Consider the following 24807-nt stretch of genomic DNA (forward strand, 5'->3'; position numbering starts at 1 on the left):
GGTTTTACGACTGCTGCGCAGCCGAGCGGGAGCAAGCTCCCTCGCCACAGGCTCTTGGTTTCACACCGTGTCTACCTTCAACGAATGATCATTCAACATCCCATTGATGATCGTCGCGGTATCAGCTCCGCCAATCATTCCACCCGATCCCGGCATGACGCCGTAATGGCTGGCAAGATCGACGCCCGCCAGGTCGATGGTCTGGTTCGGCGTCGCGCCGGCGGTGCTGCTGACGTCAATGCTGGTAATGACCGATGCACCGGCCCCCGTGACGGTGAAGTGCAGGTAGTCGTCCAGGGACGCGGCGCTGCCGTTCTCGCCCAATAGCAGTTGGGACAAGTCGAGTTTGTCGAGGCCCGGGGTGAAGTCAGTGATGACGTCGTGGCCGCTGTTGCCTGCCTGCCATTGGAAGGTGTCGGCGCCGCTGCCACCGGTGAAGGTGTTGTTGCCCAGGCCGCCGATCAGGATGTCGTCGCCGCCACCGCCATTGAGCACGTCATGGCCAAGCCCACCGTCAATGCGATTGCCCGCGCTGTCACCGGTCAGGGTGTCGTTGAAGTTCGAGCCGACGAGGTTTTCGATGCCCGCCAGGGTATCGGTCCCGGCGCCCAAGGTGTTTTGCGCGGCCAGCAGACCGAGGTTCACGGTGACGCCAGCGGTGGCATGGGCGTAGCTGGCGGTGTCGTTGCCGGTGCCGCCGTCGAGCAGGTCGTTGCCGGTGCCGCTGTAGAGCAAATCATTGCCCGCTTCGCCATGCAGGGTGTTGTTGCCCGTGCCGGTGGCAAGAATGTCATCGCCGTCGCCAGCGTTGAGCACGTTGTCGCCGTTGCCGGCCAGCAGCACATCGTCGCCTGCCGTCCCCGTGAGGGTGTGGCCTGCTTGATAGCTGATGCCTACCCCGGCGCTGTCGCTGCCGCCGTGGTTGTCGCTGGCGGTGTAGGTGCCGTGGAAATCCGCCGTACTGTCCTGGGCGCCCGCGTAGTTGACGGTCATGGACAGTTGGTAGTTTTCCGAGCCATTGCCAGGATTCGGGATGTTGATCACGTGAATCTGGTAGTTGCCGGTCGCCGCCGCCGTGAACGAAGCGCCATCGCTGATCGCGATGAACGGCCCGCCGTTGAAGGCGTACTCCATGGCGATGCGACCCGCCGCCAGGTCGTGGTTCAGCGTGAGGGTTTCGCCCTGCTTCAGGCTGATGTTGAGCCGGTCTTCATCGTTGCTGTTGTTGTTCGACACGGACCCCAGCGCGCCACTGACCACCAGCACGGCGGTCATGCTCGCGGCGTTGGCGACGAAGGCGCTGCGGTTGAGGTTGATCGACTGGACGTTATTGCCGGCGAAACTCGCAGTACCGGTGCTGCCGGTGAAGTCCGCGCCCTTGCCGACCCAGCCGGTGTTGAAACTGGTCGGCGACGCCGTGAGCGGGTCGCCATTGGCGTCGCTGTCGTTGCCCAGCAGCAGCTCACCGGGCACCACGATGTTGCCCGACAGGACGTTGGTGATGATGTTGTCATCGACCGCCACGGGAGGGCTGTTGGGTTGGACCTTGATGACGAGGTTGGAACTGGCCAGATCGCCGTCGTTATCGCTGAGGGTGTAGCCGATGTTCTCGGTGATCAACGTACCGGTGTTGGTCTGGGATGTGTAGCTGAAGGCGCCGGTATCCAGATTGACCACCAGGGTGCCGTCGTGGCCGGTGGCGATGCTCAGCGTGTTGGTCGCCGTGTTGAAGGCGCCATGGTTGACTCCGCCGCTGGCGGTCAGCGCTCCGTGGCCACCGTTGGCGTCCGGGTTGTAGTTGTAGGTCGTGCCATCCACCACCAGGCTTTTGACAAATCCACCGTCGGCGCCGAACGAACCACCTTCGCCGAACAGGCTGCCGGCGACCGGCACGCCCTGCACGGTGCCGGAAAGCACCGAGTTGAGTTGGCTCAGGTCGGTGACCACCACCGCGTTGGTGTCAGTCTGCGTGCTGCCGTCGTAAGCCAGCGGATCGAGGTTGATGTTTCTCGCGCCGCTGCCCAGGCCGATCGCATAGTTCTTGATGTCATTGGCTTCGAGGAAAGCTTTCCACGCGGCTTCGTCCGCCGAGTCGATCTCGCCCAAGGTCGGTTTGCCGTCGGAGAAGAAATAGCCAATGTTCTGGGCGTCGGTCAGTTGACCCGAGGTGGCGAACGAAGTCTGGGCCATCGCCACGGCCGCATCGTAGTTGGTGTCACCGTGGGCATTGAGCGCGGCGATCAACGTCTTGGCCGTTGCCACGTCCACCCACACGGGGCTCTGGGCGGTGGCGCTGCCGCTGAAGGTCACGAGTTGGACTTTCACATCACCCATGTCGTCGTATTTGTCGAGCAAGGCATTGATTGCCTGTTTGGCCAGGTCCATTCGTGAGAGGCCTGGCACGCCGGAGGGGTCTTTCATGCTGCCGGAGACGTCGAGCACGATCAGCAGGTTCGAATCGATCTCGGTCGCCGTGACCGAGCGCTCGGACGCGACAGCCTTGGGTACGTCATCGACGATGCTGACCACCAGGTTGCCCGTGGTGCTGTTGCCCAAGGCGTCTGTGGCCTGATAGGTGAACGTTTCAGTCAATACGTTCGGGCCATCGTTGGCATTGGGTGAGGTGGCCGCCGGTGAGGTCAGCGTGTAGGTGTAGGACCCGTCGGGATTGAGCAGCAGTTGACCATGGGCGCCAGTGGCACCCCCCACCAGGGCGAACGTGACGGCTCCGGTTGCGCCGGTGACCGCCCCCACCAGGGAGCCGGTCGCGGTTTCGCTGGACGAGCCCGGCTCGCTGCCGGTCGCGGTGCCGGGCGCCAGGTCCTGGCCGTCCTGTTTCAGGTCGAGGGCCTTTTCGTAAACGGTGATGTCATGGTCGGTCTCGGCAACCAGGCAGCTGTTATGCACATCGATGGTGATGGTGGTCGTGCTTTCATCGCCGTCACCGTCGCGCACGGTGTAGGTGAACACGTCGGTGGCTCCCGCCTCGCCGACGGAACCCGGATAGCTGTGGTAAACCGCGTTGCCGCTGGCATCCAGGGTCAGGTAGCCATAGGTGCCATTGATCTGCGTATTCAGGCCACCATTGGCCGAACTTGAGGTGTCATTGCCGGCGCGCACGCCAATCACCGTGCCACCGTCGGCGCCCAGCACGTCGTTGTGCAACACGTTGCCGCTGACCGTCCCGCCCTCCACCACCGCGGCGGTATCACAATGCGCCTTGGGCACGTCATCGACGATCGTGATGACGATGGTGCTGGTGACGGTGTTGCCGAGTGAATCCGTGGCCTGGTAAGTGAAACTTTCGCTCAGCTCATTCGGGCCGTCGTTGGCGGCGGGCGTTGTCGTGGCGGGTGACGTCAGCGTGTAGGTGTAGGAGCCGTCCGGGTTGAGCAGCAGTTGACCGTGGGCGCCGATGGCATTGCCAACCAGGGCGAAGGTGACGGCGCCGACGGCACCGGTCACCGAGTCGAGCAGGCTGCCGCTGGCGGTTTCGCGAGTGGCGTCCGGCAGGCTGCCGGCGACGGTGCCAGGCGCCAGGTCCTGGCCGTCCTGGTTCAGGTCGAGCGCGCTTTCGTGCACGCTGATTTCATCGTCCGGAGCGGCGACGAGGCCGCTGTTGTACACATCGATGGTGATGGTGGTGGTGCTTTCATCCCCATCGGCGTCGCGCACGGTGTAGGTGAACACGTCGGTGGCGCCCGGTGCGCTGACGGCGTTCGGGTTGCTGTGGTAGACCGCGTTGCCGTTGGCGTCCAGGGTCAGGTAGCCGTAGGTGCCGTTGATCTGGCTATTGAGGCCGCCGATGACCGAGGTCGAGGTATCGCTGCCGGCGCGAACACCGATCACCGCGCCGCTCGCCGCAGGCCCATCCGCACCGCCGTCGTCATTATTGAGGACATTGCCGCTGACCGTCCCGCCCTCATCCACCGAGGCGGAGTCAGCGTGGGCGGTGGGCAGGTCATCAACGATGTTCACGTCCAGATTGCCGTTGGCCGTGGTGCCGTTATCGTCGGTGACCACCACCGCAAATTGCTCGCCCAGGCTGTTGGCACCGTTGGCGTTGGGGTGGGATTCGTTGTCGAGCAAGGTGTAGCTGTAGCTGACCACGCCGGTGGCGGCGTTGAAGCCGGTCACGGTCAGGGTGTTGCCCAGCGCCGTGGTGATCGATTGTGGAAAACCTGCCGTCACGCCGCCGCTGACGACGGTGATGCCGCCGACGCTCAAGGTCTGCACGCCGTCCAGCGCGGTCACGGTGAAGGTGCCGCTTTGCGTCAGCGCCGAGGTGTCCGGGCTGCTGCCGTCGTCGAGGTTTTTCTCCTGGACGGTGAGTTCACCGCCTTCGGTGTCAAGGCCGTCGATGGTCACCGGATCGTCGTTGTTGTGGACCTGCAACACCAGGTTTGCGGTGCTGGTGTCGCCATCGGCGTCGGTCAGGGTGTAGGTGAAGGTTTCCGTGCCGTTGCCGCCGCCGTTCAGGCCTTTGAAATCGGTATCGGACGCGTTGAGCGTGTAGGTGTAGGAACCGTCGGCGTTGAGCACCAGGGTGCCGTAGGTGCCGGTAAACGTGCCGGGAGTGATCGGACCGGACGCCACCTGATCGGCGCCTTGACTGTCGTTGGGCAGCACGCTGCCGGTGAGGGTCAGGTTGCTTTCCGAAGCGGTGCCGGCGTTGTTGTCGTCCACGGCGTTGGGCACGTCATCGACAATGCTCACATCCAGATTGCCGTTGGCCGTGGTGCCGTTATCGTCGGTGACCACCACCGCAAATTGCTCGCCCAGGCTGTTGGCGCCGTTGGCGGTGGAGTGGGATTCGTTGTCGAGCAAGGTGTAGCTGTAGCTGACCACGCCGGTGGCGGCGTTGAAGCCGGTCACGGTCAGGGTGTTGCCCAGCGCCGTGGTGATCGATTGTGGAAAACCTGCCGTCACGCCGCCGCTGACGACGGTGATGCCGCCGACGCTCAAGGTCTGCACGCCGTCCAGCGCGGTCACGGTGAAGGTGCCGCTTTGCGTCAGCGCCGAGGTGTCCGGGCTGCTGCCGTCGTCGAGGTTTTTCTCCTGGACGGTGAGTTCACCGCCTTCGGTGTCAAGGCCGTCGATGGTCACCGGATCGTCGTTGTTGTGGACCTGCAACACCAGGTTTGCGGTGCTGGTGTCGCCATCGGCGTCGGTCAGGGTGTAGGTGAAGGTTTCCGTGCCGTTGCCGCCGCCCTGCAACGCGACGAACTGTGGATCGCTGGTGTTCAGCGTGTAGGTGTAGGTGCCGTTGGGATTGAGGACCAGGGTGCCGTAGGTGCCGGTGAACGTGCCGCCAATGATCGGCCCGCTGTCAGGGCCGGTGGGAATGCGGTCAGCGCCCTGATGATCGTTGGGCAAGACATTGCCAGTGAGCGTGACAAGGGTTTCCGACGCCGTGCTGGCGTGGCTGTCGTCGATCGCCCCAGGGACGTCGTCGGTGATGTTGACGTCCAGGCTTGCGTTCGCGGTATCACCGTCGGTGTCGATGGCCACCACCGGAAACTGCTCGCTGATGGTGTTGGCACCGCCGCCCGCCGGATGCGTTTCGTTGTCGGTCAGGGTGTAGCTGTAGCTGACGACGCCGGTGGCCGGATCATAACCGGTAATTGTCAGCGTATTGCCCAAGGGCGAAGTGACGGACTGCGGTAACCCTGCGGGCACGCCGCCGGTGATGACGCTGATGCCGCCGATGCTCAAGCTGCTCAGGCCGTCAGGCGCCGAAACGCTAAAGGTGCCGCTTCGCACCAATGCACCGGGGTTGCTGGCGGTGCCCTCGGCAAGGTTGGATTCGTTGGCGGTCAGTTCACCCTCGTCCACGGTCAGGCCACCGAGGGTGACGGGGTTGTCGGGGGTTTCTGGAACCACCGGCGGTACGCTTGCGTCGTCGCCATCGACGTCGCCATCCGGGTCAGCCGCCAGTTGCAGCTGCGGGAGCTCCGGTATGCCATTGAAGCCGGCAGTCGGGAAGCCGATTTGTGGATCGACCTGTCCAGCAACCTCTTCAAGCAACACAAAGCTGTGCCCGCCGCCCACCGCGCCCGGGTTGCCGCCCTCGGCCCCGGCAGCCGTGGCCTCGCCAGCCTGGGTCGGGTCGGCGCCGGCGGCGATGGCTTGCTGCAGTTGCTGCACATCAGTGAGCTGGGCCTCGCTCGGCGTCGGCGTTTGTGGTGTGTCCACCCGAGGCGCCTGCTGGTCGGCGAGCAATTGCGGGGTCAAGGTCAAGTCGCTGCCGCGCCCCAGGGTCAGCTCATGGCCGTTTTGCAGATGCACCGCGACAGCGCCTTCAGCCCCGGTGACCAGGTGCTCGCCGGCATACAGCCGATCACCTTCGACCAGGGGGCGCCGCAGCCCACCGGCGTCCTGTGCGAAAACCTGCCCCACCACCTTGCTGACGGTACCGATGAGCGCTGCCATGTGCTTTCCCTCCGCTGCCAACCAAGTCGGCACCTGTCTAGGTGAAGAATCTGTGCTCAGGTCGCCGTCAGATTTTGGAAAATCTGTCAGCTTTCGGAACGGTAGAAGGGACCATCAAATTGTCACAACGACAAAAAAACGTCACTAAAACTGTCTCGTTTTTGAACCATCCAGCGCTTCTTCACATCGTTTCAAAAATTATCAGGAACTTTTTATTGACGCCCAAAAGTCGTCAGAAGCCTTGTACAGAAAGGCTTTCGCTTTGAACAATGTGCTGGTTTTTTCCAACCACATAAGTTTTTTTTGGAATAAGCGTTATGAGAAATTCTTCTTAGGTTTGCTCTAGGATGTTCTTAGCTGTGTTGTTACAAGGTTGAAACGGTTTTGATCTTTTAAACGTCAATATTCTGGCGACAACGAAGCACAACAGACCTCAGGAGAAGCACCCCATGCGCGTTCTTACCCCCCTCTGCAGCGCGGTTTTACTGGCCATGGCCTGCTCTTCTTACGTGCAGGCCATGTCCTTGACCGAAGCGATCCAGAGCACCATTGCGACGCACCCTGAACTGGCGCAACGGGTGGACAGCCGTTTGTCGGCCAACGAAGACGTCAAGGTCGCCAGGGGGGGCTTTTTCCCGTCGGTGGATTTGAACGCAGGTTATGGCCGCGGCTACAGCGACAACACCAATACCCGCGCGCTGGGAAACCATCACACCAACATCCTGACCTACACCCAGTCGGAGCTGCGCCTGCGGCAAATGATCTTCGACGGGTTCAACACCGCCAATGAAGTGCAGCGTACCCAGGGCGTGGTCAATTCCCGGGCCTATTACGCCCAGGGCACCGCCCAGGACCTTGCGCTGCGGACCATCGAGGTCTACCTGGAAGTGCTCAAGCGCCGGGAATTGGTGACCCTGGCCAAGAACAACCTGCAAGCGCACCTGCGGGTCAACGACCAGATCGGCCTGCGCACCGAGCGCGGGGTGGGCAGCACCGCCGACTCCGACCAGTCCAATGCCCGTCGAGCCTTGGCGGAAAACAACTACGACACCGCCCAGGTCGACCTGGCCGACGCCGAAGCGAACTTCTACAGCGTGGTCGGGCGTATGCCCGATGAGTTGGAAACCCCAGCGTCCACCAAAGGTGAAATCCCCGCCGACCTGCGCGAAGCCCAGCAAAGTATGGTGGATAACAACCCGTACCTGAAATCGGCCCAGGCTGACATCCAGTCCGCCGAAAGCCAGTACGAAGTCGCTAAGTCGCCGTTCTATCCGCGCTTCGATGCCGAAGCAGCAGTGGGCGCCAACAACAACCTCGGCGGCGAGGAAGGCCATGACAACAACTGGCGGCTGGGCGTAGTCATGAACTACAACCTGTTCCGTGGCGGCAGCGACAAGGCGCGGCTGGCGTCCAACGCCCACCAGATCAACCAGGCCATGGACATCCGCAACAACGCCCTGCGCCAGCTCAACGAAGACACGCGCCTGGCCTGGAACGCCATGCTCAACGCCCGCAAACAGACCCCGACGGCCCGCGAGTACGCCGAAACCACCTCCCGCGTGCGCGCCGCGTACCAGGACCAGTTCGGCCTCGGCCAACGCACCCTGCTCGACCTGCTCGACAGCGAAAACGAGCTGTACAACGCCAACCGCCGCTACACCGAGGTGCGTTACACCGAGGAGTATTCGATGTACCGGGTGCTGGCGAACATGGGCCTGCTGCTGCAAAAACAACGGATCGTGCTGCCGGCCGACGCAGTCGCGCAGACCGAAGTCAAGAACCAGGCTCGCCTGCCGGAACTGAAGTAATCCAGTGGGAGCGATCGAAGTGACCAGCATGGAACCCACAAACCCGAGCGCCGACCCGCGCTTGAATTTCGATGATCCCTTGCTGGACGGCTTGTTGATCCTCTGCAAACTCCATGGCGCGACCGTCAGCCGCGCCAGCCTCAGCGCCGGGCTCCCTATGGCGCACCAACGCTTGAGCCTGGACCTGCTGCCCCGCGCAGCGGCCCGGGCCAGCTTGCAGGCGCGACTGTTGCGTCGTGAGCTGGCGGACATTTCGGCGCTCAATCTGCCGGTCATGCTGATCCTCGCCGGGGGCCGCTGTGCAGTATTGCGGCGCTGGGGCGAGGACGGTCGCGCACTGATCCTGCCCAGCGAGGCCGATGGCGGCGAACAATGGGTCAGCCGCGAGGAACTGACCACCGACTACAGCGGCCAGGCACTTTTCGCCCGGCCGCGCCACGAACTCGAAGACCTGCGCGCGCCGCTGGTGCCGCGGGTCGAAGCCTGGTTTCGCGACACCTTGAAACTGTCGCGCTGGCTGTACAGCGACGCGATCCTGGCGAGTTTCCTGATCAACCTGCTAGGGCTGATGGTGCCGCTGTTCGTCATGCAGACCTACGACCGCGTGGTACCGAACCAGGCCACCTCAACGTTGTGGGTGCTGGCCGTGGGACTGTTGATAGGTACCGGTTTCGAACTGGTGTTGCGGGTGGTGCGCGCTCATCTGCTGGACACCGCCGGCAAGAAGACCGATGTGATTCTTTCCGCCACCCTGTTCGAGCGCATCACCGGCATGGCAATGAAGGCCAAGCCGGTGACCATCGGCGGCTTTGCCCAGAGCATCCATGACTTCCAGGGCCTGCGGGAATTTCTCACGGCGGTGACCCTCACCAGCCTGATCGACCTGCCCTTCGCCCTGCTGATGCTGGTGGTGATCGGCCTGTTGGGCGGCTGGCTGGTGGTGATTCCCGTGGTCGCGTTTCCGATCACCATTGTCTTCGCCATGATCATCCAGGCGCGCCTGCGCGACACCGTGCAAAAAAGCCTGGCCTTGGGCGCCCAACGCCAAGCCCTGTTGATCGAAACCCTCGGCGGCCTGGAAACGCTCAAGGCCTGCAGCGCCGAAAGCGAGCGCCAGCATCAATGGGAGAGTACCCACGGCGCCCTCACCCGCCTGGACAGCCATGCGCGCAACCTCTCGGCCCTGGCAACCAACGGCACCTTGTTCCTGCAACAACTGGCGGGCATGGCCACCATCGTCGCCGGGGTCTACAGCATCATCGCCGGCAACCTCAGCGTCGGCGCACTGGTGGCGACCTACATGCTCGGCAGCCGTGTACTGGCCCCACTCGGGCAGATCGCCGGGCTTATCACCCGTTACCAGCAAGCCCAGCTCACCATGCGCAGCACCGACGCGCTGATGGCCTTGCCCCAGGAGCGTGACGCCAAGCAGCGCCCGCTGGATCGCACCCAATTGCAGGGCGCGCTGGACGTCAACGGCGTGACCTTCCACTACAGCGGCCAGGACGCTCCGGCGCTGGCCGATGTCAGTTTCAGCCTCAAGCCGGGCGAACGGGTCGGGATCATCGGCCGCAGCGGCTCGGGCAAAAGCACCCTGGCGCGCCTGGTGATGGGTTTCTATGCACCGGAGCAAGGCCAGTTGCTGCTGGACGGCCTGGACCTGCGGCAGCTGGACGTCGCCGACCTGCGCCAACAGATCGGCTACGTCGCCCATGACCTGCCACTGCTGGCCGGCAGCCTGCGGGACAATCTCACACTCGGCGCTCGCTACATCAGCGACGCACGCATGCTCGAAGTGGCGGAACTGACCGGAGTCACCGAACTTGCCCGCCAGCATCCCCAAGGCTTCGACCGTCCGGTGGGCGAGCGCGGGCAGTTGCTGTCCGGCGGCCAGCGCCAGGCCGTGCTGCTGGCCCGGGCCTTGTTGCTCGACCCGCCGATCCTGCTGCTGGACGAACCCACCAGCGCGATGGACAACAGCAGCGAAGACGCCCTGCGGCAAAAGCTTCATACCCACGTGCAAGGCAAGACCGTGCTGCTGGTCACCCACCGCACCTCGATGCTGAGCCTGGTGGACCGTTTGGTGGTGCTGGATAACGGCCGGATCGTGGCGGACGGGCCGAAGGACGCGGTGATCGATGCGCTGCGCAAGGGACGGGTGGGCTCCGCGGCGGTATAGAAGCCGACACATCCCCTCGCCACCAAAGCCGCACACCAGATCATTACATTCAATCAACGGGTACCGCCCCATGTCTGCTCAAACACCCGATCCAGCCGCCCGAAGCTACTTCGGCAGTTTCAGCAAAAGCGCCGAAAGCGAGTTCATGCCGGAAACCGCCGGCGCGACGCTGCAGGACTCGCCCCGTCGCTCGCGCGTCACCGTGTGGCTGGCGGCCGGGCTGATTGTCAGTGGGCTGGTCTGGGCGAAACTGGCGGTCCTGGAGGAAGTCACCACAGGCGAAGGCAAGGCGATTCCGTCGAGCAAGATCCAGGTGATCCAGAACCTGGAGGGCGGCATCGTCACCGAGATTTTCGTGCGCGAAGGCCAGATGGTGAACAAGGGCGACACCTTGCTGCGCCTGGATGACACGCGGTTCCTGTCGAACAAGGGTGAGAGCGAAGCCGATCGTTATGCCTTGATGGCCCAGGTCGAACGTTTGTCGGCGGAAGCGGAAGGACGGCCGCTGCAGTTATCCACCGAAGTCACCGGCAAGGCGCCGCAAGTGGCCGAAGACGAACGCGCACTGTATGAACAACGCCAGCGGCGCCTGGCCAGCGAACAACGGACCCTGACCGAACAACTGCGGCAGAAAACCCAGGAACTGGCGGAGTTTCGTTCCAAGCAAGGGCAGTTCAGCTCGGCGCTGGCCCTGCTGCAAGAAGAGATGAACATGTCGGCCCCGCTGGTGCGCACCGGGGCGGTTTCACCGGTGGAGATCCTGCGGCTCAAGCGTAGCGCGGTGGAAATCCGGGGCTCGCTCAACGCCACCACCCTGGCGATTCCGCGGGCTGAGTCGGCGATCAATGAAATCAAGAGCAAGATCGACGAATCGGAACAGTCCTTCCGTTCCGACGCGGCCAAGGAGCTCAACGAGAAACGCACGGAACTGTCGAAAATCACCGCCTCGAGCATCGCCATCGATGACCGTGTGACGCGCACCACCGTGGTCTCGCCGGTACACGGGGTGATCAAGCAACTGAAGGTCAACACCATCGGCGGCGTGGTCCAGCCCGGCAGCGACATGATCGAGATCGTGCCCTTGGAAGACAACCTGCTGATCGAAGCCAAGGTCCGCCCCCAGGACGTGGCCTTCCTGCACCCGGGCCAGAAAGCCATGGTCAAGTTCAGCGCCTACGACTACACGATCTATGGCGGCCTGAGCGCCAAGCTCGAATTGATCGGCGCCGATACCATCACCGATGACAAGGGCAACAGTTTCTATCTGATCCAGGTGCGCACCGACAGGAACCATTTGGGTGGGGATGCAAAACCGTTGCTGATCATTCCGGGAATGGTGGCGACGGTGGATATCATCACCGGGGAGAAAAGTGTCCTCGATTATCTGCTCAAGCCGGTGTTGAAGGCGCGGACCGAGGCGATGCGCGAGCGGTAGTTTCTAGCTGGGCCTCTCTGATCATGAGGCCGCCATCGCGAGCAAGCTCGCTCCTACATTGGATTTGTGGCGGTCACAAATCTTGTGTGCACTGAAGATCAACTGTGCGAGCTTGCTCGCGATGGGGCCGGCAAGTACAACTCTCATTTCTCAGCATGATTGCGCCGAAACGTCTCCTCCCCCATCGCCGCAATCTGCCCCTCGATCAGCGTCTCGAATGGCCGTAATAGCGGCTCGAAACTCACCGGTGCCTCCAGAACCTGCAACGCCTGGACAATCGCCTCCACCGTCGACAACGCCCCCGGCCCTGGCGCCTTGCGCAAGCGGTAGCGAGACACACCGCCATCGGCCAACGTCACCCTCGGCAGCGCCGCCAGCAACGGATTGAGGTGCAGCAATTTGCGCGCCTTGCGCCAGGTGCCATCGGGAACGACCAACAGCAGCGGCTCGTCGGTGGGGCTGTAGGTTTGCAGCGGCTGTGCGTCGTCGGTGGGAAACAGCAACCGCGCCCGATAGCCCGGTTGATCGAGCAGCCGGGGCAGATCCTCGAACACCTCGCCCACGATCAACTCGGCATTCGTCAGCCCCAACGCCGCCAGCCGGGCGGTGTTCAAGGCGTGGTTCACTTCGCTGGGATGCTGCAACAACAAGACGCGAGTGCGGCTGTCGAGGCGGGGGATCAACGGGCACAGGCAATGGCTTTGGGGCCTGAGGCAGCGCGGGCATTGGAGTCTGGACATTGGTCAGGCCTGGTTCAGTTGAGCTTTGAGCAGATCACGGAAGGTCTGGATCAGCGGCTCGCGGCTGCGACCCCGGCGCACGATCATTGAGAACGGCGCTTGATAGCCGAAGGTCGCCGGCAGCAGCACGCGCAAATCGCCCTTGTCGACCCAGGCCTGGGCGTAATGCTCGGGCAGGTAACCGATGTAGGCGCCTGACAGCACCAGGATCAACTGCGCTTCCATGCTCTCCACTGTCGCCGCGCTGTGCTTGAAGCCATGGCGAGCCAGTTCGGCCTGGCTCCAGTAACCGCGCCCGACCATGCGTTGCTGGGTGATGAGTTGTTCCGGGATACGTCGTTCGCTGAACAACGGGTGGCGGTTGCTGCAATACAGCCAGTGCTGCTCGCGGTACAGCGGCATATAGACCAACCCGCTCATGCGCGTGGAAAACGCGCCGATGGCCAGGTCCAGGCGGTTGTCCTGCACGCCGAGTTGCAATTCATAAGGGCTGAGGACCGACAGATGCAGGTGCACCGCCGGATGTTCCTGGCTGTAGGCACCAATGGCTTCGGCGAACGGCAAGGCCTTGTCGCTGACGGTGGAGTCGATCACACCCAGGTTGAGCGTGCCACGCAGTTCACCCTTGAGCGCGGCGGCGTATTGCTCGAACCCTTCCAGCTCGCCCAACAGGCGCAGGGTTTCCTGATGGAACAACTCGCCCTTGCTGGTCAGGCTGAACCCGCCCCGTCCACGATGACAAAGCACCAGGCCCAGGGTCGATTCGAGCTGGCTCATATAAGTGCTGATGGCCGAGGTGGAGAGGTTCAGCTCGTGCTGGGCATTGGCGAACCCCTGGTGCCGGACCACGCTGACGAAAATGCGCAGCAGTTTCAGGTCGGGTAGAGGGTTGGCCATTGGGGGACTCCAAATTCGGGCGGGGCACGGCGGAGTCTATCCCCTGGCCCACCATTAGTTTAGAAAAATCTGAACTAAGTATTTGCCGCCAGCGATTCTTCATGCCAACGGCTTTTCGCAAAATCGGCCCCTGATAAATAAAACAAACGATGAGGCCCTACCCGTGGACAAGATTCTTCACCAACCACTGGGCGGCAACGAAATGCCGCGCTTCGGCGGCATCGCCACCATGATGCGACTTCCCCATTTGCAAACCGCTGCCGGCCTGGACGCTGCCTTTGTCGGCGTGCCGCTGGACATCGGCACCTCCCTGCGCGCCGGCACCCGCTTCGGCCCGCGCGAAATCCGCGCCGAATCCGTGATGATCCGCCCCTACAACATGGCCACCGGTGCCGCGCCGTTCGACTCATTGGCGGTGGCGGACATCGGTGACGTGGCGATCAACACCTTCAACCTGCTGGACGCGGTACGAATCATTGAAGAGTCGTATCACAAGATCCTCGAACACAACGTCATCCCGCTGACCCTGGGCGGTGACCACACCATCACCCTGCCGATCCTGCGGGCGATCCACAAGAAACACGGCAAGGTCGGCCTCGTGCACATCGACGCCCACGCCGATGTGAACGACCACATGTTCGGCGAGAAAATCGCCCACGGCACCACCTTCCGCCGCGCCGTGGAAGAAGGCCTGCTCGATTGCGACCGCGTGGTGCAGATCGGCTTGCGCGCCCAGGGCTATACCGCCGAGGACTTTAACTGGAGCCGCAACCAGGGCTTCCGCGTGGTCCAGGCTGAAGAGTGCTGGCACAAATCCCTGGCACCTTTGATGGCTGAAGTGCGCGAAAAAGTCGGCGGCGGCCCGGTGTACCTGAGCTTCGACATTGATGGCATCGACCCGGCCTGGGCGCCAGGCACCGGCACCCCGGAAATCGGCGGCCTGACCACCATCCAGGCGATCGAAATCGTGCGTGGCTGCCAGGGCCTCGACCTGGTCGGTTGCGATCTGGTAGAAGTTTCGCCGCCCTACGACACCACCGGCAACACCTCGCTGCTGGGCGCCAACCTGCTGTACGAGATGCTCTGCGTACTGCCCGGCGTGGTTCATCGCTGAGGCGCGGCCATGAACGATCACGATCAGGTACTGGAGGCCGCCGCTGAACTGGTATCGGCCTTCGCCCGCAACGATCGCGAGGCTTATTTCGGCGCGTTCAGCACCGATGCGAGCTTCGTGTTCTACACCCTCGACCAACCCTTGCTGTCGCGCGATGCCTATCAGGCATTGTGGGATCGCTGGCGGTCCGAGGATGGCTTCGAGGTGGTGAATTGCACCTCGAGCAACGCCTTCGTCAGCCTGCAAGGCAACATGGCGATTTTCATCCATGACGTGGCCACCGAGCTGCGCATGCAAGGGGAGCTTCACTTTAGCCAGGAGCGCGAAACCATTGTGTTTCGCCAAGAACAACAAGGCCTATGGCTGGCCTGTCATGAACATTTGTCCGCAATGCCGGAAGGGCTGCCACCCCCTTAGCCACAGGCGACATTCACAGCCGATGAATGCGCCTCGATGATCGGAGCAGATCATGAATAACAATAACGATAAAAGCCTTACGCAGATTGAAACCAACGGGGTCGAGCAGATCCCGGACCATGAACGAACCGCCGGCCCGGGAGATCTGTTTCGGCTGATCTTCGGCGGCGCCAATACCTTTGCCACCGCTGTGCTCGGCAGTTTCCCGGTGCTGTTCGGCCTGTCCTTCCAGGCCGGTGTCTGGGCGATTGTGCTGGGGGTATTGGTCGGTTCGATCATTCTCGCGCCGATGGGCCTGTTCGGACCGCTCAACGGCACCAACAACGCGGTGTCTTCCGGTGCGCATTTCGGTGTGCACGGGCGCATCGTCGGTTCATTCCTGTCGCTGCTGACCGCCATCGCGTTTTTCTCGCTGTCGGTGTGGAGTTCGGGCGATGCGTTGATCGGCGGCGCCAAGCGATTGATCGGCGTGCCGGAAACCGACCTGAGCCTGGGACTGGCCTACGGCCTGTTTGCCTTGCTGGTGCTGACGGTGTGCATCTACGGCTTCCGCTTCATGCTGTGGGTCAACCGCATCGCCGTGTGGGCCGCGAGCCTGTTGTTCTTGCTGGGTATCTTTGCCTTTGCGCCGAGCTTCGACAGCCAGTTCGCCGGCACGGTCGTCCTCGGCCAGCCGGGCTTCTACGCGGCCTTCATCGGCGCAGCGCTGGTGGCCATGAGCAACCCGATTTCCTTCGGCGCGTTCCTCGGCGACTGGTCGCGCTACATCCCACGCAACACGCCCAAGCCGCGCATCATGCTGGCGGTGATTGCCGCGCAACTGGCGACGCTGATCCCGTTCCTGTTCGGCCTCGCCACCGCCACCATCGTGGCGATCAAGGCGCCGGACTACATCGCGGCCAACAACTACGTGGGCGGACTGCTCGCGGTATCGCCGGGGTGGTTCTTCCTGCCGGTGTGCCTGATCGCGGTGATCGGCGGCATGTCTACCGGCACCACGTCGCTATATGGCACCGGGCTGGACATGTCCAGCGTGTTCCCAAGAGTGCTGTCGCGGGTCAAGGCGACACTGCTGATCGGCGTGCTGTCGATTGCCTTCATCTTCATCGGGCGCTTCGCGGCGAACCTGGTGCAGAGCGTGTCGACCTTCGCCGTGCTGATCATCACCTGCACTACCCCGTGGATGGTGATCATGATCATCGGCTTGCTGGTGCGCCGCGGCTTCTATTGCCCGGATGACCTGCAGGTGTTCACCCGCGGCGAAACCGGCGGGCGCTACTGGTTCAGCCATGGCTGGAACTGGCGCGGCCTGGGCGCGTGGATTCCCAGTGCGTTGGTCGGCCTGTGCTTCGTCAACCTGCCGGGGCAGTTCGTCGGGCCGCTGGGGGAACTGGCCGGAGGGATCGACATCAGCCTGCCGGTGACCCTCGGGCTGGCATCGGTGGTGTACCTGGCGTTGCTGGGGCTGTTTCCAGAACCGGCGGCGGTGTATGGGCCGCGGGATCCGCGGAGCACAGCGCCGCTGGCCGATTCGACGCTCCGGCAGACCGCCTGACTGAAAAATTCCGTGGCGAGGGAGCTTGCTCCCGCTGGGTTGCGCAGCGACCCCAAGGTTTTCCGACTTGAAAAGCGGCGACTGCTGCGCAGTCGAGCGGGAGCAAGCTCCCTCGCCACAAAAAGCTCGTTCGCCAGGGACAGCAGCACTTCATCCCGTACATAAAAAATAAAACCGGAGACACGCCATCATGGCCTTGGATTTAATCGTCGTTCTCATCTATGCCGCCGGCATGATCGCCCTCGGCTGGTACGGCATGCGCCGCGCCAAGACCCGTGACGACTACCTCGTCGCCGGGCGCAACCTGGGCCCGGGCTTTTATCTGGGCACCATGGCCGCCACCGTGCTCGGCGGCGCGTCGACCATCGGCACCGTGCGCCTGGGCTATGTCCATGGCATTTCCGGATTCTGGTTGTGCGGCGCCATCGGCCTGGGCATCGTCGGGCTGAGCCTGTTTCTCGCCAAACCGTTGCTCAAACTGAAGATCTATACCGTGACCCAAGTGCTGGAGCGCCGCTACAACCCGGCCGCGCGGCATGCCAGCGCGCTGATCATGCTGGTCTACGCGCTGATGATCGGCGCCACGTCGACCATCGCGATCGGCACCGTCATGCAAGTGCTGTTCGGCCTGCCCTTCTGGGTTTCGATCCTGGTGGGCGGCGGCGTGGTGGTGCTGTATTCCACCATCGGCGGGATGTGGTCGCTGACACTGACCGACATCGTGCAATTTTTGATCATGACCATCGGCCTGGTGTTTTTGCTGATGCCGATGTCCATCAGTGACGCCGGTGGCTGGGACGCGATGGTGGCGGCCTTGCCGGCGCGCTATTTCGATTTCACCGCCATTGGCTGGGACACCATCGTCACGTATTTCCTCATCTACTTCTTCGGCATCTTCATCGGCCAGGACATCTGGCAGCGGGTGTTCACCGCCCGCAGCGAAGGCGTGGCGAAAGTCGCCGGCACCGCCGCCGGCCTGTACTGCGTGCTGTACGGCCTGGCCGGTGCGCTGATCGGCATGGCCGCCAAGGTGCTGCTGCCGGACCTGGAAAACGTCAACAACGCCTTTGCCAGCGTGGTGCAACACAGCCTGCCCAACGGGATACGCGGTCTGGTGATCGCCGCCGCCCTTGCGGCGCTGATGTCCACGGCGGCGGCGGGGCTGCTCGCGGCTTCCACTACGGTGGTGCAGGATTTGTTGCCGCGTCTACGCCAGGGTCGTGAAAGCGGCAACGGCGATGTCCATGAGAACCGGATCGCGACCTTGCTGCTCGGTGCGGTGGTCTTGGCGATCGCCCTGGTGGTCAGCGATGTCATCAGTGCGCTGACGCTGGCCTACAACCTGTTGGTGGGCGGCATGCTGATCCCGCTGATCGGCGCCATCTACTGGAAACGCGCCACCACGGCCGGCGCGATCACCAGCATGTCGCTGGGCTTCGTGACCGCGCTGTTCTTCATGTTCAAGGATGGTTTGGATGCGAACACCCCAATCTATTACAGCTTGAGCGTCGCGTTGGTGAGTTTCGTGGTGGTGAGCTTGTTGTCGCCACGGTCGAATGTGGTGCCCAAGGCGGCTTGATCGCCAACTCTCAGCAAGCTCGCTCCCACAGGTTCTGTCTTTCAGAAATAAAAAGATCGCAGTTCCGGGCCATCTCGACTGAAATGGTCCGGAACTGCGATCTCTCCAAAAACGGGTGGGTTTACCGGCGGCGCGGCTGGCGGCGGCGTTGCTCATCGTCAGTGCGGATCGGTATCGGCTGCATGGGCGGCTCGATCAGGCCGAGCGCGACACCCAAGTCGTGAAGCCAGTTCTGGATTTTCTCTTTCATCGTGGTGCCCCCTCAGGGTGGTGCGAGCGGCAGATTTCTGTGGCCCCTTCGCACTGATAATAGTCCGAAGTCCTACGCAATGCTCGTTACAGATTGCAATGATCTGTTACTGAATTGATCCAAATCCCAGGCGGTGAGTTCAAGCCGATTGTGCCGTGATCATTGGCGCCCGCGGCCACGCTTGTTGTTGCAACTCGATCCAGGCGTTCAGGTTGGCGCCGACCATGCCTTTGCGCCACATCAACCATGTCGTCGCGCTGGCAAACGGCTCGGCCAGCGGATGCGCCACCACACGTTCGCGACCCGGCAGGCTGGCGAGCATCGACTCGGACATCAACGCCACCCCGGACCCGGCAATCACGCACGCCAGCATCCCCTGATACGACTCGATCTCCATCGCCCGGCCCATGGTTGCGTGATCATGGGCAAACCAGGCCTCCAGGCGCATCCGGTACGAACAGCCCCGGCGGAAGGTGAACACCGCACGACCCTGCACATCCAGCGCACTGCGCACCGGCGGGTGATCGGCCTCGGTGATCAGCACCAGCCGCTCGTCGCACAACGGCACGCCATCCAATCCCGCCAGCTCCAGGGGGCCATCCACCAGCGCCGCATCGAGGCGATTGGTGAGCAGGCCTTCGAGTAATTCACCACTCGGCCCCGATTGCACCTGCAGGTTCACCGCCGGGTAGGCCCGGTGATAAGCCGCCAACAGGTCCGGCAAATGCGTCGCCGCCGTGCTGTACATCGTGCCCAGCAGGAAATCCCCGGCCGGCTGACCGCCCTGCACCGCCGCGTGGGCTTCGTCATGCAGGGCAAACAGCTTCGTCGCATAGTCCAACAAGACTTTTCCTGCAGGCGACAACTGCAAACGCTGACGCTCCCGTAGGAAAAGATCGACACCCAGTTGCTCTTCGAGCTGCTTGAGCCGGGTCGAGAGGTTCGACGGCACCCGGTGCAAACGTTCGGCAGCCCGGGTGATGGACCCTTCTTCGGCCACGGCCTGGAAAATCCGTAACTGACTGAACTCCACAACCTTCTCCAAAAAAGAACAAGTTACTCACTATTATTCATTTTTAATGAAAGTCAATCAGTCCTAGCCTGACGGTCATTCGCCTCAACGCTGGAGAACGACCATGTCGCCCTTGATTCGCCTGCTTGCCAGCTTCATAGCCCTGATGATGGCCATGGGCATCGGCCGCTTCGCCCTTACGCCCCAGTTACCTCATTTGATCGGCGAAGGTCAGGTGGACTTGACCGCCGCCGGTCTGATTGCCGCCGCCAATTACCTGGGGTATTTCCTCGGTGCGCTCGACGCGATGTTCGCCCATCGCCCGGAACAAGTGCGGCGACGGTTGCTCGGCGGCCTGTGGCTGTGCGTGCTGCTGACCCTGGCGTCGTTCTGGGCCTGGGGCTTCTGGCCGCACCTGGCATTGCGCTTTGGGACTGGCGTCGCGAGCGCCTGGGTGATGGTGATGATCACGGCCCTGAGCCAGCCCTTGGCCGCGGCGGCAGGACGGCCACGGCTTGGGGCGCTGGTATTTGCCGGACCCGGTTTGGGGATTTTTCTTACCGGTCTATTGGCGCTTGGCTCGAACCTGTTGGGCCAGGCCTCCGACGTGTTGTGGCTGGTATACGCTGGCGCGGCATTGGTGATGTTGCTAGTGATCCTGCCGGCCCTGCCGAAACCAGTGCCTGCGGCTACCGTTCCAACGCCTGCCGCCGAGGCCAGCAACCACGGCATCGCCCGACTCTGCGTGGTCTACGCCTTGTATGGCGTGGGCTACATCATTCCAGCGACGTTCCTGTCGCAGATGGCTTCCGCACAGTTTCGCGGTCAATGGCAGGCGGATCTGTTCTGGCCTTGCTTCGGCCTGGCCGCCGCGATCGGTGTGCTGCTGGTGAGCTTGCGCCGACCGAACCCGAACACCACCAGTCGCTGGCTGATGGCGACGTTGTGGTTGCAAGCCGCTGGTGTGTTTGCCTGTCTGCTGGGCAGCGGCACCGGATTGGCGCTGGGTGTGATCCTTTGCGGCTCACCGTTCCTGGCCTGCATGCAATTGATGGTGATGCGTGCCCGTGAACTGGCGCCCCACGCAACGCAGCGCAACATCGGGCTGCTGACGGCATGTTTCGCCATCGGCCAGCTCAGCGGCCCCTTGTTGGCGGCGCTGAGCAGCCACTTCAGCGGCGGCTTGCAACCGGCGTTGATCGTTGCCGGCAGCGGTCTGGTGCTGGCGGGCAGCCTGTTGCTGCGCCCCGCCAACGCAAGCGCGGTGAAGCCTTGCGCCCAGACCGCACTGCGTTGATCAGGCTTGGCCGGCCGGGTTCAGCGACGTGTTCAGTTGTAGGACGGATTGGCGTCGCGCCAAGGCGAAATACAACACGCCGCCGAGGAAACAACCGGTGAACCAGGCAAAGTTGGCCATCGGTTGGAGGAACGGCGTGAACGTGATCGCCACGCCCATCAGCGTTGCCGGGATCAACGCCTTGACCGCTGTCCAGTTGATGCCCCCGCTGTAGTAATAACGTCCAGTCGGGCCATCGTTGAACAGCGAATCGACGTCGATCTGCTGCTTTTTGATCAGGTAGTAATCCACCAGCAGGATGCCGAACAACGGGCCGATAAACGCCGCCAAAACGTCCAGGGTGTAGTGGATCACTTCAGGGTTGTTGAACAGGTTCCACGGCGTGATGAAAATCGACGCCACCGCGGCGATCATGCCGCCGGCACGCCAACTGATCTTGCTCGGCGCAACGTTGGCGAAGTCGAAGGCCGGGGATACGAAGTTGGCAACGATATTGATGCCAATGGTCGCGGTGACGAAGGCAAAGGCCCCGAGCAGGACGGCGACATCATTATCGATGCGCGCCACGGTGGCGATCGGGTCGTGGAGCATTTCCCCGAACACCGGCAACGTCCCGGAAACAATCACCACGGTGACCAGGGAGAACGCCAGGAAATTCACCGGCAACCCCCAGAAATTGCCACGACGTACGTCAGACATGCTCCGACAGTACCGACTGAAATCACCGAAATTCAGGGTTGGGCCGGAAAAGTACGACACCACCAGGGCCGTCGCCACGATCACTTGTCCGAATGCCTGCCAGCCCGACAAGGATTTTTCCGCCAGGGTAAAACTGATGTTGCTCCAACCCGCCTTCCAGACAATCCATCCCGCCAACAGGAACATCACGGCATACACCACCGGCCCGGCCCAGTCGATGAAGCGACGGATCGACTCCATGCCCGTCCAGAACACCAACGCCTGGACGAACCACAACCCAAGGAAACCGAACCAGCCCAGGTAGGACAAACCGGCAAAATGTGGCGTCGCGTAGGCTTCCATCGAAGGAAAAAACCGCAGGACCACGATGATCAGCGCGCTGGACGCCAGATACGTCTGTATTCCATACCAGGCCACGGCGATCAGCCCCCGAATCACCGCCGGGATATTCGCCCCGAACACACCAAATGCCAGCCTGCAAATGACTGGATAAGGCACTGCGGCCTGTTGGCTCGGCTTGGCGACCAGATTGGCAATCAACTGCACGATACAAATCCCGCCGAGCAAGGCGATCAGCACCTGCCAACTCGCCAGGCCCAAGGCGAACAGGCTGGCGGCAAACACATAACCGCCGACGCTGTGCACATCACTCATCCAGAACGCGAAGATGTTGTACCAATTCCATTTCTGCGGCAGCGGGCCCAGGTCTTCGTTATAGAGACGAGGGCTGTAGCCGTTGGGCAATTGCTCGGACATTGCGGGGCTCCTTTGGATGCCGCCGTGCCCCCGAGTTTGATTGTCCACCACACTGCGCACGGGAGCCGGCATGGTTTGTATACGGGTTTCTACGCAGAATGCGTGCCATAGGCGCCGGATACGAGACAAACCGTGGTTTACAGCGCAGGTAATAGCCAAATGAGCACAGCAGAACGCCCGCGAACGGGGCGTGGGTGCATGCTTAAGGTGCAAGGATTTTGTATACAGCGATGATCTGTGGCGAGGGGATTTATCCCCTCGCCACAGGATGACCTAGCCAAAGGTGGTTTGCTCGGCCTAACGATCAGCTCAGCTCAATACGATCAGCATGAATAACAATCTGCCCATTCTTGTAAAGCGCACCAATGGCCTTCTTGAAGTTGCCCTTGCTCACGCCAAACAGGCTGCTGATCAGCGCCGGGTCGCTCTTGTCACTGACCGGTAGCGTGCCGTTGTTCTCACGCAACTTGGCAAGGATCTTCGCGTTAAGACTAGTGGCCGCTTCCTGACCCACTGGCTGCAAGCTCAGGCTGATCTTGCCGTCCGGGCGGATTTCCTTGATGAAACCCTTTTCCTGCTTGCCGGCGCGCATGAACTTGAAGATTTCGTTCTTGTGGATCAAGCCCCAGTGCTTGTTGTTGATGATCGCCTTGAAGCCCATGTCGGTGGCTTCGGCGACCAGCAAATCAACTTCCTGGCCCGGCGTGTAGTTGGCCGGGGTCTTGTCCAGATAACGATCCAACCGCGCCGTGGCGGTGATGCGACGGGTGTGCTTGTCTAGGTAAACGTGCACCACGCAGTACTCACCCGCAGTCAATTGGCGTTTTTCTTCGGAGTACGGCAGCAGCAGATCCTTGGGCAAGCCCCAATCCAGGAACACGCCGATGCTGTTGACTTCAACCACTTTCAGGCTGGCGAATTCGCCAACCTGGACCTTCGGTTTTTCCGTGGTAGCGATCAGTTTGTCGTCGCTGTCCAGATAAATGAAAACATTCAGCCAATCTTCGTCTTCACTGGGAATATCCTTGGGGATATAACGGTTGGGCAGCAGGATTTCACCGTCCGCCCCGCCGTCCAGATATAAACCGAAGTTGGTGTGTTTAACCACTTGCAAACTGTTGTAGCGCCCGACTAAAGCCATTTCCAAATACCCTCGTTGCGTGGGCGGCATTCTACCCGGTTTTGCGGCGCGATTCGTGCCGCTGAGGGGGCTTACCGCGCAAGCCTTGATTCGCAAGGGTTTTCTCCCTTGAGAGGGCCATTCGTCAGACTGTGCAAGGTTCGAATCGCCCCGCTTCAGCGTTGAATAAAATGAAACGTTGTTATTTAAAACAGTGGCTTAGGGGCAATAAACAGGCACGAATGGGTCGATATTCTCGCCTTGGTGCAAATAATCCAAGGGGATATTTGCCAAGCAATTGTCAAGTATTTCCTGTACGATGCCTGGCCCAATTAATTATCCATAGGTTAATGGCCGTCATGCGCGTAAAAGCATCCAACAGCAAAGCAAAGCCCGCTCCAGCCGTTGAAACCAGCGAGTCGATCAACGACCAGATCGCTGCGTTCCTCAAGTCCGGCGGTGAAATCCAGCAGATTGCAAAAGGTGTCAGCGGCCAGACCTTCGGCCCGTCCAAGCAGATCAGCCTGGGCAAAAAGTAATCCCCGCGTCACCTGGTCCCTAAGCGCTTTGACTCTCGAAGCGCTTGGACTGGAACCCTTCCCCTCACACCCATCTGCACAAAAATCGACGAACGGCCATCGCTGCCGAACATTCGCCGGTATGCTTGCACCTCTCTAGCTCAAGTGTTTCAGCTTGTTTACGATTCCCTGCTCCTCGCTATTCATGGAGTGAAGCATGCGCATCCCTGTTGTCCTGATGTCGTTCAGTCTGCTCGCTTGCCCCGCTTCTTATGGGCAGGTGTTTCAGCGCGAGCTCGGTGACTTCGACCTTAAACTCGGCACCACCCCCAGCCGCAGCATGGCCCAGGGCCTGGTAACGCCATCGAGCATCGGCTCTTTCCACGGTGGCCTGGACCTGAGCCATGACAGCGGCTGGTATATCGGACAATGGTCACCCAGCGTCGGCTTCTCCGCCGACCTGGAAGTCGATTCCTACATGGGTTTCAAACAACCCTTCGACCAGACTCTGGGTTACGAAGTCGGCCTGATCCACTACAGTTACCCCACCGTCGATACCGTCGACAGCCAGGAATTCTATGGCGGCCTGACCATTCTCGGCAGCCGCTTCGGTGCGGCGTTGAGCAACGACCCGGACAAACAGAACAGCACCCTGTTCGCCGACCTCGGTGGCAACGTGCCCTTTGGCATCGGCATCAGCGCCAAATACACCACCCACCAACTCAATACTCCAGTCTCGGTGGAGGATGGTTACGTAGGCAGTTTCAGTGACTGGTCGTTGAAAATTTCCCGTCCGTGGAGAGGCATCGACCTGGACCTGATCTACAGCGACTCAAGCCTCAGCGGCAGCAGCTGCTCGGCCTACTCCGGCCACAACAGCGAATGCGACAGCCTGTTGACCTTGAAGATGGCCCATCCTTTTTACTAAGCGTTACGTATTCAACCGGCTGAACTGCCGCGTGTCTGCGATGCTCAAACAAAGCACCTCCGCCTTCGCAA

17 protein-coding genes are annotated in these 24807 nt (G+C 61.8%); 10 read left to right on the top strand and 7 right to left on the bottom strand.

The annotated features are described in order from the left end of the window. Positions 1-60: 60 nt before the first annotated feature. On the bottom strand, positions 61-6432 hold the full coding sequence (locus J3P79_RS19140; protein WP_434605066.1) for a retention module-containing protein: 6372 nt from the start codon (positions 6430-6432) through the stop codon (positions 61-63). A gap of 449 nt (positions 6433-6881) precedes the next feature. Here J3P79_RS19140 and J3P79_RS19145 point away from each other — a divergent pair, with 449 nt between their 5' ends. The 3 genes from J3P79_RS19145 to J3P79_RS19155 all read left to right on the top strand — a co-directional run bounded on the left by J3P79_RS19145 (position 6882) and on the right by J3P79_RS19155 (position 11854). Continuing rightward, positions 6882-8240: a TolC family outer membrane protein gene (locus J3P79_RS19145; RefSeq protein WP_434605068.1), complete on the top strand. Its 1359-nt coding sequence runs from the start codon at positions 6882-6884 to the stop codon at positions 8238-8240. Positions 8241-8259: 19 nt separating this feature from the next. Then, positions 8260-10419, top strand: coding sequence for a type I secretion system permease/ATPase (locus J3P79_RS19150; protein WP_434605070.1), 2160 nt, complete (start codon positions 8260-8262; stop codon positions 10417-10419). A gap of 70 nt (positions 10420-10489) precedes the next feature. Continuing rightward, complete coding sequence (locus J3P79_RS19155; RefSeq protein WP_434605072.1) at positions 10490-11854, top strand: HlyD family type I secretion periplasmic adaptor subunit; 1365 nt, start codon at positions 10490-10492, stop codon at positions 11852-11854. A 143-nt stretch (positions 11855-11997) separates the two neighbouring features. Here J3P79_RS19155 and J3P79_RS19160 read toward each other — a convergent pair whose 3' ends face one another. Both J3P79_RS19160 and J3P79_RS19165 read right to left on the bottom strand, forming a co-directional pair. Next, positions 11998-12594, bottom strand: coding sequence for a tRNA-uridine aminocarboxypropyltransferase (locus tag J3P79_RS19160; protein ID WP_434605074.1), 597 nt, complete (start codon positions 12592-12594; stop codon positions 11998-12000). Positions 12595-12597: 3 nt separating this feature from the next. After that, a complete protein-coding gene (locus tag J3P79_RS19165; RefSeq protein ID WP_434605076.1) occupies positions 12598-13491 on the bottom strand; it encodes a LysR family transcriptional regulator in 894 nt (297 codons plus the stop codon). A 163-nt stretch (positions 13492-13654) separates the two neighbouring features. On the opposite strand from J3P79_RS19165, the gene speB reads away from it, so the two are divergent. The 4 genes from speB (at position 13655) to J3P79_RS19185 (ending at position 18156) form a co-directional block, all read left to right on the top strand. Continuing rightward, positions 13655-14605, top strand: a complete 951-nt coding sequence (speB, locus tag J3P79_RS19170) for an agmatinase (protein ID WP_434605078.1) — start codon at positions 13655-13657, stop codon at positions 14603-14605. Positions 14606-14614: 9 nt separating this feature from the next. After that, entirely contained in the window at positions 14615-15022 is a 408-nt protein-coding gene (locus tag J3P79_RS19175; RefSeq protein ID WP_434605080.1) for a YybH family protein, read from the top strand. A gap of 49 nt (positions 15023-15071) precedes the next feature. After that, complete coding sequence (locus J3P79_RS19180) at positions 15072-16577, top strand: purine-cytosine permease family protein (RefSeq protein WP_434611546.1); 1506 nt, start codon at positions 15072-15074, stop codon at positions 16575-16577. Between the two features lie 190 nt (positions 16578-16767). Further along, the gene (locus J3P79_RS19185; protein WP_434605081.1) at positions 16768-18156 is read left to right on the top strand and encodes a sodium:solute symporter; all 1389 of its coding nucleotides are present in this window, start codon (positions 16768-16770) and stop codon (positions 18154-18156) included. A 121-nt stretch (positions 18157-18277) separates the two neighbouring features. Here J3P79_RS19185 and J3P79_RS19190 read toward each other — a convergent pair whose 3' ends face one another. Next, positions 18278-18406, bottom strand: coding sequence for a PA1414 family protein (locus tag J3P79_RS19190; RefSeq protein WP_256222727.1), 129 nt, complete (start codon positions 18404-18406; stop codon positions 18278-18280). 139 nt (positions 18407-18545) lie between these two features. Continuing rightward, positions 18546-19439, bottom strand: coding sequence for a putrescine utilization regulator PtrR (ptrR, locus tag J3P79_RS19195; protein ID WP_434605083.1), 894 nt, complete (start codon positions 19437-19439; stop codon positions 18546-18548). A 103-nt stretch (positions 19440-19542) separates the two neighbouring features. Between ptrR and J3P79_RS19200 the strand changes: the two genes are divergently transcribed. Next, entirely contained in the window at positions 19543-20715 is a 1173-nt protein-coding gene (locus tag J3P79_RS19200; protein ID WP_434605085.1) for an MFS transporter, read from the top strand. Here the strand turns inward: J3P79_RS19200 and J3P79_RS19205 are convergent, their stop codons facing one another. Together J3P79_RS19205 and J3P79_RS19210 are read right to left on the bottom strand one after the other, a co-directional pair. Beyond that, positions 20716-22170 carry an NCS1 family nucleobase:cation symporter-1 gene (locus J3P79_RS19205; protein WP_434605087.1) on the bottom strand — a complete coding sequence of 485 codons (1455 nt, stop codon included), beginning with the start codon at positions 22168-22170 and terminating at the stop codon, positions 20716-20718. Between the two features lie 304 nt (positions 22171-22474). Continuing rightward, entirely contained in the window at positions 22475-23311 is an 837-nt protein-coding gene (locus J3P79_RS19210) for a CvfB family protein (RefSeq protein WP_434605089.1), read from the bottom strand. Between the two features lie 329 nt (positions 23312-23640). Between J3P79_RS19210 and J3P79_RS19215 the strand changes: the two genes are divergently transcribed. Together J3P79_RS19215 and J3P79_RS19220 are read left to right on the top strand one after the other, a co-directional pair. Then, on the top strand, positions 23641-23829 hold the full coding sequence (locus tag J3P79_RS19215; RefSeq protein ID WP_018607615.1) for a hypothetical protein: 189 nt from the start codon (positions 23641-23643) through the stop codon (positions 23827-23829). Between the two features lie 196 nt (positions 23830-24025). Continuing rightward, the gene (locus J3P79_RS19220; RefSeq protein WP_039593143.1) at positions 24026-24736 is read left to right on the top strand and encodes a TorF family putative porin; all 711 of its coding nucleotides are present in this window, start codon (positions 24026-24028) and stop codon (positions 24734-24736) included. Positions 24737-24807 lie beyond the last annotated feature (71 nt).

Origin of the sequence: Pseudomonas sp. R1-7 (genome assembly GCF_051132105.1) — a bacterium.
In the GTDB taxonomy this organism is placed as follows: Bacteria; Pseudomonadota; Gammaproteobacteria; order Pseudomonadales; family Pseudomonadaceae; genus Aquipseudomonas.